This window comes from Bacillus sp. AFS002410, from assembly GCF_002556365.1.
Lineage (GTDB): Bacteria > Bacillota > Bacilli > Bacillales > Bacillaceae_G > Gottfriedia.
Window position 1 is genome coordinate 1 of sequence record NZ_NUEU01000025.1, and the last position, 11,855, is coordinate 11,855.

An 11,855-nucleotide genomic window follows, 5' to 3' on the forward strand; every position below is an offset into this window, starting at 1 on the left:
ACTCGACTAACTACAAGTTGATCTCTTACATTTTCCCATGCCTTATCAGTAACTTTATATTCCTTTCCTTGTCGCTGGAATAAATACATATCTTCTCGCATGACAAGCTCTTTTGTTAAGTAGTTTCGGATAAATGAACTATCAGACTCTAACTCTCGTACTTCAAACATTTTTTCTCGACCGCTGCCAGGTTTAACGCCTAATTCTTTCATTTCTTTTGTTGGATTATTATATCGTTCTTCGATATCTTCAAACATTCTTAGTCCTAAGTAGTATGGATTAATACTTGTTTTAGAAGGTTGAACTACTCCTGCGTTTAGTTTCGCGTATTCGATTGCTTCGTTTGAGTCTAGGTTCAGTTCGCGCATGATGCGGATGTGCCAGTAACTTGCCCAGCCTTCATTCATAATTTTCGTCTCAAGCTGTGGCCAGAAATAAAGCATTTCTTCACGTAACATTGTCAAAATGTCACGTTGCCATTCTTCTAGTTCTCTTGAGTATTCTTCAATAAATAAGAGGATATCTTTTTCCGGTTGAGGTGGGAATTGTTTCCGTTTAATAGGGATAAGATTTGAATCATTTTTCTTCTCTTTACTGAGATCCATATTCCAAAGATCATCATATGGTGTAACTCTTTTCTTCTCTTTAAGTGGAAAATCATTTTCTAAATCATATGCCAGTTTTGGTCTCATTAATGATGGATCAATATGTTCTTGAATGGAGAGGACTGCATCTAGGAAATTTTCTACTTCTTGTTTTCCGTAAATATGTTCATAGTGCTTAATTCGTTCAGCAGTAGCTGCCATACTTTCAACCATATCTCGCTTTGTATTTGAGAAACGAATGTTATTTTTAAAGAAGTCACAATGGGCTAAAACGTGTGCAACGATTAATTTATTTTGAACGAGAGAGTTTGTATCTAATAAAAACGCGTAACATGGGTCAGAGTTAATAACTAATTCGTAAATTTTACTTAATCCTAAATCGTAATGAAGCTTCATCTTATAAAACTGTTTTCCGAAGCTCCAGTGAGAGAATCTTGTAGGCATACCATATGCTCCAAAAGTATAAATAATATCTGCAGGACAGATTTCATAGCGCATTGGGTAAAAATCTAGCCCAAATCCTCTCGCAATTTCTGTTATTTCATCGATTGCATATTCCAAAGCCCTATAATCACTTGCCTTCATCACACTCTCCTCCTGTCTCTTCTTATATTATTCTATGAACAGAAAATAGAATTAATGTAAAAATAGTCATATCTCTACTATATTCATAAGCTTTATTCGAAATTGAAAAATGCAAAAAAACGTATGAAAAAATTTCATACGGTAGTTCATTTTATTTTTTTTATGCGATGGATATAACTTGTTTTTGAAATTTTTTATTTTTTGTGGAATTTCCATTTTAGGGTCATAATTTCCCTAGTGTTTAGGTTTGAATTTATTTAATGTTAGTATCTCTAGTTTTAATAAAAGTATTCTTATGATCTGGAAAGAAAGATTGCTGAAAATAGCTCAGTCAAATTCCGGGATCGAGAATAAATCTGGAATCGCAATTAAATTCCGAGTATCGGAAATAAATTCCGGGAATCGCAAATATATTCCGAGTATCGCAAATAAATTCCGGAAATCGCAATTAAATTCCGGAAATCGCAAATAAACTTCAAACAAACCTTAAAAATAACTGTAAATCACTAAAAATTAGCTCATTTCCATCTTATTTTGACCCTACCGAACTAAAATTAAGCCCCGTCTTTAATAAATTAATCAAAATCGACCAGAAATGATCTAAGTTACTTAAATATTCTACCTTCCCTAATCCCCGGTACCATCTGCTTTTCCAACCACTAAAATATCCATCCTTATTTTACCTAACCTCTACACTAGCACTTTGTCAAATTCTCTCAAGGCTAATTATTTTTTTTCGCCATAAACTATGTGTACCCTCTAAAAGGAGGTTCACAATGCAAGCACAATCCGATTATGATTTAGCATTGTATTACACTTATTGTTGTCAATGGGATAAGCTTCTCGTGTTAATGGTAAATACGAAAGACGAGCTTTTTTCAAAGCGTATTGAACATTTTCTGCATGCTTTTAAATACGAGAGGGACTTAGCGATTATTGATGAAAAATTAAAAGGAATGTTCCAGCATATTGAGCATGCTACTAGGGATGAAAGTGCCCAGGAACAATCTTTCATATCATCATTAGAACATCTTTAAATAGACAAAAAGAGCGACAAAATAGTCGCTCTTTTTTTTAGACTAATACTTCAATTTTTTCCATAAATGCTTGTTGTAAACTATCCAATTTTTGGATGCTGTTTTCACGAGATTGTCCAACGATTCCAAAATAGAATTTAATTTTTGGTTCAGTTCCTGATGGACGTAGGCATACCCATGAGCCGTCTTCAAGGTGATACTTTAATACATTTGATTTTGGTAGAAGAATTTGTTCTTTCTCTCCAGTTTCTAATGTTGTTTTCTCTTGAAGTTTGTAGTCTTCAACAGTAACTACTTTTAAGCCATTAATATCAGTAGGTGGGTTTTGACGGTAATTAGTTAAAATCGATTGGATTTTTTCTGTTCCTTCAATTCCTTTTAATGTTAATGATTTTAATCCTTCTAAGTAGTAACCATATTGTTCGTATAAGCTATTTAGACCTTCATATAAAGTCATACCTTTTGTTTTATAATAAGTAGCAATTTCTGCAGCAAGTACTGTTGCTTGGATTGCATCTTTATCGCGAACAAATGGCTTAATTAAATAACCGTAGCTTTCTTCATATCCGAATAAGAATGAATATTCATTTGTTTGTTCATATTCTTTAATTTTCTCACCGATAAATTTAAATCCAGTAAGTGTATCAATTGTTTTAACACCAAATTTAGATGCGATTACTTGACCGAATTCTGAAGTAACGATAGTTTTTAGCAATAACGCGTTCGAAGGAATATCTTGTTGACTTAATAAATAATGAAGCATTAATGCTCCTGTTTGATTTCCTGTTAGCACTACGTATTCGCCATTTTCGTTTTTTGTAGCGATTCCTAAACGGTCTGCGTCAGGATCAGTTGCGATTAATACGTCAGCATCAATTTCTTTACCGTAACGAATTGCATATTCAAATGCAGCGTGTTCTTCAGGGTTTGGTGATTTTACTGTTGTAAAATTCGGATCTGCTATTGCTTGTTCTTTCACAACTGTTACATTTTCAAAGCCAACAGCTTTTAATGACATCGTTGCAGGTATTAATGCTGTGCCGTGTAATGGTGTGAAAACAATTTTTAAATCTTTACCATGTTCTTGAACTAAATCATTGTTTACAACAACTGTTTTTAATTGCTCCACATATAATTTGTCCATCTCTTCATCTAATCTATGTATTAAGCCTTTTTCAACTAATTCGTATTCAGAAGATACTTCAATTTCTAACTCATTTTCAAATGAATTAACGTAATCAATTACTTGGTCAGCAGCAGCTGGAGGTAATTGACCACCATCATCGCCATAAACTTTAAATCCATTATATTCAGGTGGATTATGACTAGCTGTTATAACAATTCCACCGAAGCAGTTTAAGCTACGTACAGCAAATGATAATTCTGGTGTTGGACGTAATTCATTGAATACATATGCTTTAATACCATGTGTTGCTAATGTTTTTGCTGCTTCCATTGCAAATTCAGGACTTTTATGACGTGAATCGAAAGCAATTGCGACGCCACGGTTTTTAGCTTCTTCACCAAAGCTTTCAATATATTTTGCAAAACCAGCAGATGCTTTGCGAATTGTATAGATGTTCATACGATTCGTACCTGGTCCGATTTCTCCGCGCATACCACCAGTTCCGAATTCTAAATTTTGATAGAAGCTTTCCTTAAGTATAAGCTGATTATTCTCAAGTTTAATTAATTGCTCTTTCAATTCTTGATCTAATGTCGGTGATTTAATCCATTTTTTATAAGTTGTTTCCCAATTCATATTTGTTCTCCTCCTATACTTAATCAGAGTTTTGATTCGATAAAAGTCTTCCTAACTCCTTCTATCTTGATAAAAGTTTACAATATTCTCCTTAAAAATTCTACAATGGTCCTACTTTAAATCTGAATGAGATTGCAAAGTATGTAGAAAATAAAAACAAAGGAGGGCGAGTTCATGCCAGAAATAAGATGTAGTGTTGCTAATTGTAATTTTTGGGGACAAGGAAACTTTTGCCAAGCAGATTCAATTCTTGTTCAAACAGAAGCTTATGAATACTCAAACGACGTTGATTTAACAATTCAAAACGCAGTATTAGACGGTCAAATAACTACTTCTGCCGTTCATAGTGGTGAAACTTGCTGTCACACATTTCGACCTAAATATTAATGAAGTGGTGCCATGTACATAAACCGTATATGGCACCTTTTTATTTATTATCCGTTCACAATGACTCCACCATTTACATGCATCATTTGTCCTGTAATATAGGAAGCTTCATTACTAGCTAAGTATAGATAAGCAGGTGCGAGCTCTACTGGTTGTCCAGCTCGTTTCATCGGTGTTGTGCTACCAAACTTCGCTACTTCTTGTTCATCAAAGCTTGCTGGTATTAATGGTGTCCAAATTGGGCCAGGAGCTACACCATTCACACGAATTCCTTTTTGGGCAAGATTCGTAGAAAGTGAGCGAGTAAACGTTACAATTGCTCCTTTAGTCGCTGAATAATCAATTAATTGATCATGTCCCTTATATGCAGTTATTGATGCCGTATTAATGATTGAATCACCTTGCTTCATATGTGGAAGGCATGCTTTTGATAAAAAGAACATTGAAAAAATATTTGTTTCAAATGTTCGTCTTAATTGTTCTTCGGTAATGTCTTCCAAATTCTTTTGTGGATACTGAACAGCAGCATTGTTCACTAAAATATTGATTTTTCCGAATGATTGAATGGCATTTTGAACGACTTGTTTACAAACTTCTTCAGTTCGAAGATCGCATCTCATGATTTCACATTTACCACCAAAGTCATTAATGAATTTTTTTGTATCTTCAGCGTCGACATCTTCATCAAAATACGGAATAAAAACAGACGCTCCTTCTTTCGCAAATAAAATGGAAACTGCTCTTCCGATTCCGCTATCTCCACCGGTAATAATGGCCACTTTATCCTTTAATTTACCACTTGGTACGTAATTTGGATCATCCGATAAAGGGATTGGTGTCATTTCCTTTTCGATACCTGGTTGCTTATTTTGATGCTGCGGAATAAATTTAGTCGGAAACTGTTTTTGAGTCATTTACTACATCCTCCTTATAAATAATTCAGATTTAGCATACCCAAATCATACTTTTTGGAATACTAAACATAAGTCAATTGTTAAAAGATGTTAAATTCTAAAAAAGTATTGCACTTTTAGCATAAAACGAATATTATTAATAACTGTTGAGTTTATCATTCGTATTTTTTAACAAGGAGAACGATTATGTTTAAATTAAAAGAGGCTAACACCACCGTTAAAACAGAAGTTATAGCCGGCTTTACCACTTTTTTAACTATGGCTTATATAATTATTATAAATCCTATTATATTATCCGCTGCTGGTGTTCCATTTAACCAAGCATTTACAGCAACAATCATTGCAACATTGGTTGGAACATTATTTATGGCATTGTTCGGAAACTACCCTATTGCGATTGCTCCTGGTATGGGAATGAATGCATATTTTGCTTATTCAGTTGTTTCAAAAGCACACGGTATTTCTTATCATTTAGCATTTTCAGCAGTATTTGTTACTGGTATATTATTTGTTATTTTATCTTTAACTAAATTTAGAACTCATTTAATAGAAGCAATTCCAAATACACTAAAACATGCAATTAGTGTTGGAATTGGATTATTCATCGCTTTTATAGGCTTACGTCTTTCTGGTATTATCGTTGCTAACAAAGATAATCTTGTTGGATTAGGCGATCTACATTCTAAAGGAGTAGTCCTTACATTAGTCGGTATTGCAATTACAGTTATATTATTTGCCCTAAATGTAAATGGAGCTTTATTCTTCGGAATGGTTACAACAGCAATCATCGCAGGCTTTGCTGGAATGTTACACATTAAAGGAAGTATCTTCTCTTTCCGAAGCATCTTCTCTTTTCCTAAATTACCTGAGCATATCATTGTTTCTAATCCAATAACTGCATTTTCAGATGTGATTCATTATGGACTATATTCAGTTGTCTTTTCATTCTTATTAGTTACAATTTTTGATACGACAGGTACATTCTTAGGTGTTGCATCACAAGCGGGATTATTAAATAAGAAGGATGAGAAACGTACTGGTCGTGCGATGTTATCCGATTCTCTTGGTACAACAATTGGTGCAATGTTCGGTACTTCACCAACAACTGCTTATATCGAATCTACAGCTGGTGTTGCTGCTGGAGGAAGAACAGGTTTAACGGCACTTGTAGTTGCATTACTATTCGTTTTTGCAGCATTCTTTAGCCCACTTGTTAATTCAATTTCTGATGTTGCAGCAATTACATCACCATCACTAATCGTAGTAGGTTGCTTAATGATGGGTAGCGTTCGTCATATTGAGTGGGATAACTTTGAGGAAGCTTTCCCAGCATTCTTAGTAATTCTCTCAATGCCACTTACTTCAAGTATTGCAACAGGTATTGCTCTTGGATTTATTACGTACCCACTATTAAAAATAGTTAAAGGGAAAGCAAAAAAAGTCAAACCAGTTATTTATATATTTGGTATTTTATTCTTAATCCAATTAGCTTTCTTCCAACACTAATTTCAAATCATTCAAAGCACATAATCTATAAAAGATTAATGTGCTTTTTTATTTTTTATTTAGGTACTAGCCTTTCCTCGATAGGACATCTATGCATACCTTGTATATGTAGATTAATCAAGGAGGTGTTCTACGATGTGGAACAACCAAGATCAAGTTAACATGAACTCAAGTAGCTGTAGAAGAAATGACTGTGATTGTGACGATTGCAGAAGAAGACGTTGCGATTTTGATGATTGTGATAGAGATCGTTGCGATTGCCGTCGCCATGATTGTAACTGCAATTGCAGAAGCTGTTGCTTCAGAAGAAGAAGTAACTGTGGATGTATGAATCCGTGTTTAGGTGTCGATATGGTAATGTTTGAAATGATGATGAAAAACATGATGAACAATAATAACAAAAACAACAACAATAATAAGGATTAATCATTTATCTCCCTTCCCCCTATATTAGCGACCTAAATTTATAGGTCGATCACACTGTTGATAAACGCTCGAATTTCTCCGCTGTTTCATTAGCATCAAATTAACCAATAAGCAAATCTACAACTCATAATGTTTCACGCCTTGGAAGACAAGCGCTTTCAATCAGTCTGTATTGCTTTTTCAATATAAAAAAAACGACCTGCATTTTAACAGGTCGTTTTTGCGTAAGAAATAAATTCTTGGATTTGTTCACTAAGACTTTTTGCATCTTCATAGCCCTCTTTATATAACTCTAAAAGACGAGCTTTGTTTCGTTCGATTCGTCCAACCTTTAACTTTTTTAAAGGACGAATAACTAAAATATTCCCAGCCTTTTCTTGCTCCTCAATATAATCAAGCTGTTTATTATAAAGCTCATATCGATTTAAAACTGCCTGAATAAGTCCAGGATACTCTTTATATTTTTTCTGCAAATACCAAGTTCCTTTTGAAGGCTTTTTGCGATATCCAGCATTTCTAGTTAAAACAACTATATTTTTCTTATTCCCATCAGATTCAGATTTACAAATAGGAATCGGATCAGCAATGGCGCCATCCAACAAGAAATGCTCATTAAACTCAATAATCGGAGCCATAAAAGGTAACGAGCTTGAAGCTCGAATTATATTTAACATATCAGTTGAATCTACAATTTGATTTTTATCAAAATAAACGGGTTTACCCGTAACACAATCAGTCGTACCAACCACAAATTTTTGCTCAGCATTATAAAATGAATCAAAATCAAATGGATCTAATTCATTTGGAATAATATCAAATAATAAGTCCATACCAAAAAGCTGCTTATTACGAATTAAATTTTTAAAAGAAATATAATCTGGATGCTGTAAAAATTCCGTATTCACTCGTTTATTACGCCCGTGTTGTTTCGAAAGATAAGAAGTTCCCATACAAGCACCTGCAGAAACACCTATTACATAAGGAATTTCTATATTTTGTTCTAAAAAATAATCAAGAACACCAGCAGTATAAATCCCTCTCATTCCGCCACCTTCGAGAACTAAGCCCATTCCATCCTTCATTTACAGCCCCCCTTTTTTCCTGTTGATTTAGACAATCTACTTAAATATTTTAGTATATGGCGTGAGGAAAGGGAAGAAATTGGTGTTGGGTTAATAGTCGTGTTTCTGTGGTATTATGAACTGCAAATAAAATCAGCAATTGTGCAATTAAATTTATGAAAACTGCAATTAAAACAAGCAATTGTGCAATTAAATTTAATCAACTGCAAATAAAATCGGCAAAAGTGCAATTAAATTTCCCAAAACTGCAATTAAAATAGTCAATTATGCAATTAAACAGAAATTAACATAACGGTTTTCTCTAAAACCATCACTATATTAACTGATTTCACACAAATCTAATCAATTACATAATTAATTGACCAGATTTCCTTAAAAATCGCCCAGTTCCACCTATTTAACTCACCTCTCGCAAAAAAACAGACCTCCACGAGGTCTGCCCAAAACGTCTATTTACTTTTTCCCAGGTCCCAAAATTTCTTTCTCACCGTCAACATTTTTCAACGAAGTAGTATGATAAGTTCCGTTTGCCCAGTCTTCCATTTGGTCGCTATACCATTTGCTTCCGAGGTTGCCAGATTGTCCGGGACCTACTATGTTTGTTGATTTACTTAAGTCTGCGAAGTCTACTACAGTTCTCCAAGACGCACCGTGGTCTACTACTCCTTGGTCATCATACCCTGCAGCTTTAACGGTTGTTGCACTACCACCTACCGGGGTTGGGTTTTTTGCGTTAAAGAAATAGCTTAAAATTTTTATGCTTGATAGTGGGTGTTCAAAAGCAACTTTATGGTGATCTCCCCAGTTCCAATTAGATACTTTTTTACCATCTTCTTTACTAATATTTTTAATTGTTGTTTTGAATGTTTTTAATAAAAATTTGTCAATTCCGCCTTGTTCATCAATCCAGATTACTTTTTTACCACTTAAACTGTCGCGTAAAAGTTGATCAACTACGACTTTTTGATCCCCAAATAAATCCATCATGTCTTTTGAGATTTGTTTATCAAATAGTGCTTTATTAATTTCTGTCATCCACATTTGGAATATAAGGGGTGATGCCTCATTTTTATCATCTACAAAATTCCATTTTTCGAGATTCTTTAAAGCTGCCTTTTCTACAGATGTTAGTTGGTTTTCATTTTGTTTTAGTGATTGAATAAACTTCGGTGCGTGTTCTCTTGCTTGTAGGTTCATTTCATCCATTTGCAGGTTTTGCATATCTTTTACGGTCAGTTTGTCATTTGATTTTAATACTTCTTGAATGCGTAATTGACGATAAGGCTGTGCCCATGAATTTGAGATGTGGTATGGATACGAATCATCTACTACTTTATTATTAGCAGATGATATAAATCCTTCTTTTGGATTTACGCTCGTTGGTAATTTATCGTATGGAATATAGCCTTTCCAACCGTAATCACTAGTCCAACCTGGCACTGGCATTAGACCATTACCTTTTTTACGAATTGGAATTTTTCCGTTTGCTCGATAGGCAATTGTGCCGTCATCTGAGGCAAAGACGAAATTTTGTGCAGGTGCTTCAAATAAAGCTAGCCCTTCTTTAAAGGTATTCCAATCCTTTGCAACATCAAACTTTAACACTGCTTCGAGCTCAGTTGTTGGTTGTAGCGCTGTCCATTGTAATGAAAATACAGTTTTCTTCCCGGCATCACTTGCAAATTCTGAGATCACTGGTCCATGTCTAGTGATCATGACAGGTAAAACTTTACTCTTTTTACCTTTTATTTTGATAGTTTCATTTATAACCTGTGCTTTTTCCCATTTACCGTCATACAAAAATTCGTCTGACTTGCTAGGATTTCGTTTTTCAATATATAAATCCTGTACATCTGGGCCAACATTCGTTACTCCCCAGGCAATATGTTCATTATGACCTACGATAATACCTGGCACTCCAGCAAAAATTACCCCACTAACATTCATATCACCAGATTTTAATTGAGTTTCATACCAAACCGCTGGTGTTGCTAATCCCAGATGTGGGTCATCTGCCAATATTGGTTTGCCGGACTTAGTTTTAGAGCCACTGACTACCCAATCATTACTTCCGTTCCAAACAGGAGGAATGATTGCGCTCGCAAAGCTTTTTTCAACATCTACTTTTGCAGTATCACTTGGAATAATATACGGGTCTAAATCATTATTAGCAGGGAATAGTTCCAAAGCCTTGTCTTTTGGGAATTTATTCATAGCATAATATCGAAATGCTTGCTCATTCCAATGCCCGCCTAAATCGAACGCCATATATTTCCCAATTACAAGCGAATCAATTGCTGACCATTTGGTTGGTTTATATTTTAAAATTTTAAATTCGATTGGTAGTTTATTTTCCTTCTTTGCATAGTTAATGTACGCATTCACTCCTTCTGCGTACCAATTTAAAACATTTTGAGCATTTTTATCGTATTTACTATAAGAAGCTTCTGCAGCTCTCCTTAAGCCAAGGGTTCGAAAATATGAGTCACGATCTACTGTTGCGTCGCCGATTACTTCACTTAATTGCCCCGATGCTTGTCTCCTGCTTAAGTCCATTTGAAATAAACGATCCTGTGCAGTTACATATCCCTGTGCCACATATAAATCATGTAAATTTTTTGCACTTATATGAGGTACTCCTTTAACATCCCTAACGACCTCTACTTTATGATTCAATAGATTAATCGTTAGATCTCCATTAATACTTGGTAATGATTTTTTTGTTAAGTAAAGACCAGTTCCCGCAACGATCAAGATGATAACAATTAAGACTGCGGATGTAATTTTAACCCACTTCGGTAAGCGCTTTCGATTTTTAGATATCTCAATTGACGTACTCATTTTTCTCCCTCCTGCTTAAACTGCATATAAAATATATACTGTATATACATTCTTCAATACTTATTACATTCCTTCTTATTACGAATACGGTATAATACTATTTATCAACTATAAAGGAGTGTTTACAATGGCGTTAAATACTTGGTTCGAAAAAGGGATGACTTTTCAAGAATATGTAGAAGCAATGAATGTAAACAAGGAAGAACTCTTACAAATCTATAATGGTGTTACAATTCCTGAAAATACACAATTAAAACTTGAGCAACTTAAAAATCGTCATTGGAAAGTTGTAACTTTAACAGCAGATTGGTGTGGCGATGCATTACTTAATATACCAGTTATTCAAAAAATGATGGAAATAGCAAATGTAGATACTAGATTCCTAATTCGAGATGAAAACTTAGAATTAATGGATCAGTATTTAACGAATGGGAAATCTCGTTCAATTCCAATATTTGTTTTTATGGATGAGCAAGGGAACGAAGTAAATGTATGGGGTCCACGTTCTGCAGAGATTGAAGAAATTGTAACTGAAATGAAAAAAGAATTACCAGATAAAGAAGATCCAAATTTCCAAGAAAAACAAACGGCAGTATTTAAAGCAATCAGAACAAACTTCGTAGAAGATAAAAAATACTGGGATTCAGTAATTAGTAGTGTAGAAGATAAATTATTTTCATAATAAATAAGTAGAGGTTATTTAGTTGAGG

At 34.3% G+C, this 11,855-nt stretch carries 10 protein-coding genes; 5 read left to right on the forward strand and 5 right to left on the reverse strand.

Features of this window, described 5'->3' with window-relative positions:
* Window positions 1-1,190 (reverse strand): SpoVR family protein (locus CN692_RS15915; protein WP_142317532.1); only part of this gene is annotated, 1,190 nt, incomplete at its 3' end.
* 776 nt (window positions 1,191-1,966) lie between these two features.
* Between CN692_RS15915 and CN692_RS15920 the strand changes: the two genes are divergently transcribed.
* Window positions 1,967-2,227 (forward strand): YhdB family protein, encoded by a 261-nt coding sequence (locus CN692_RS15920; RefSeq protein WP_098120156.1) that lies wholly within the window; start codon window positions 1,967-1,969, stop codon window positions 2,225-2,227.
* Window positions 2,228-2,264: 37 nt separating this feature from the next.
* Here the strand turns inward: CN692_RS15920 and CN692_RS15925 are convergent, their stop codons facing one another.
* Window positions 2,265-3,989 (reverse strand): phospho-sugar mutase, encoded by a 1,725-nt coding sequence (locus CN692_RS15925; RefSeq protein WP_098120157.1) that lies wholly within the window; start codon window positions 3,987-3,989, stop codon window positions 2,265-2,267.
* 174 nt (window positions 3,990-4,163) lie between these two features.
* Here CN692_RS15925 and CN692_RS15930 point away from each other — a divergent pair, with 174 nt between their 5' ends.
* Complete coding sequence (locus CN692_RS15930; protein WP_098120158.1) at window positions 4,164-4,376, forward strand: DUF1540 domain-containing protein; 213 nt, start codon at window positions 4,164-4,166, stop codon at window positions 4,374-4,376.
* A 47-nt stretch (window positions 4,377-4,423) separates the two neighbouring features.
* Here CN692_RS15930 and CN692_RS15935 read toward each other — a convergent pair whose 3' ends face one another.
* Complete coding sequence (locus CN692_RS15935) at window positions 4,424-5,290, reverse strand: SDR family oxidoreductase (RefSeq protein WP_098120159.1); 867 nt, start codon at window positions 5,288-5,290, stop codon at window positions 4,424-4,426.
* A gap of 186 nt (window positions 5,291-5,476) precedes the next feature.
* Between CN692_RS15935 and CN692_RS15940 the strand changes: the two genes are divergently transcribed.
* Complete coding sequence (locus tag CN692_RS15940; RefSeq protein WP_098120160.1) at window positions 5,477-6,796, forward strand: NCS2 family permease; 1,320 nt, start codon at window positions 5,477-5,479, stop codon at window positions 6,794-6,796.
* A 187-nt stretch (window positions 6,797-6,983) separates the two neighbouring features.
* Complete coding sequence (locus CN692_RS26205) at window positions 6,984-7,127, forward strand: hypothetical protein (protein WP_179865700.1); 144 nt, start codon at window positions 6,984-6,986, stop codon at window positions 7,125-7,127.
* 301 nt (window positions 7,128-7,428) lie between these two features.
* Here CN692_RS26205 and CN692_RS15945 read toward each other — a convergent pair whose 3' ends face one another.
* Both CN692_RS15945 and CN692_RS15950 read right to left on the reverse strand, forming a co-directional pair.
* Window positions 7,429-8,304 carry a patatin-like phospholipase family protein gene (locus CN692_RS15945; RefSeq protein ID WP_098120161.1) on the reverse strand — a complete coding sequence of 292 codons (876 nt, stop codon included), beginning with the start codon at window positions 8,302-8,304 and terminating at the stop codon, window positions 7,429-7,431.
* 453 nt (window positions 8,305-8,757) lie between these two features.
* Window positions 8,758-11,145 carry a penicillin acylase family protein gene (locus CN692_RS15950; RefSeq protein ID WP_098120162.1) on the reverse strand — a complete coding sequence of 796 codons (2,388 nt, stop codon included), beginning with the start codon at window positions 11,143-11,145 and terminating at the stop codon, window positions 8,758-8,760.
* Between the two features lie 127 nt (window positions 11,146-11,272).
* On the opposite strand from CN692_RS15950, the gene CN692_RS15955 reads away from it, so the two are divergent.
* Entirely contained in the window at window positions 11,273-11,827 is a 555-nt protein-coding gene (locus tag CN692_RS15955; protein ID WP_098120163.1) for a thioredoxin family protein, read from the forward strand.
* Window positions 11,828-11,855 lie beyond the last annotated feature (28 nt).

What these genes read in the sequence shown, in the direction of transcription:
- CN692_RS15955 (WP_098120163.1), top strand. Translation starts at nt 11,273, where the DNA reads ATGGCGTTAAATACTTGGTTCGAAAAAGGGATGACTTTTCAAGAATAT.
- CN692_RS15940 (WP_098120160.1), top strand. Translation starts at nt 5,477, where the DNA reads ATGTTTAAATTAAAAGAGGCTAACACCACCGTTAAAACAGAAGTTATA.
- CN692_RS15935 (WP_098120159.1), bottom strand. Translation starts at nt 5,290, where the DNA reads ATGACTCAAAAACAGTTTCCGACTAAATTTATTCCGCAGCATCAAAAT.
- CN692_RS15950 (WP_098120162.1), bottom strand. Translation starts at nt 11,145, where the DNA reads ATGAGTACGTCAATTGAGATATCTAAAAATCGAAAGCGCTTACCGAAG.
- CN692_RS15930 (WP_098120158.1), top strand. Translation starts at nt 4,164, where the DNA reads ATGCCAGAAATAAGATGTAGTGTTGCTAATTGTAATTTTTGGGGACAA.
- CN692_RS15945 (WP_098120161.1), bottom strand. Translation starts at nt 8,304, where the DNA reads ATGAAGGATGGAATGGGCTTAGTTCTCGAAGGTGGCGGAATGAGAGGG.
- CN692_RS26205 (WP_179865700.1), top strand. Translation starts at nt 6,984, where the DNA reads ATGACTGTGATTGTGACGATTGCAGAAGAAGACGTTGCGATTTTGATG.
- CN692_RS15925 (WP_098120157.1), bottom strand. Translation starts at nt 3,989, where the DNA reads ATGAATTGGGAAACAACTTATAAAAAATGGATTAAATCACCGACATTA.
- CN692_RS15920 (WP_098120156.1), top strand. Translation starts at nt 1,967, where the DNA reads ATGCAAGCACAATCCGATTATGATTTAGCATTGTATTACACTTATTGT.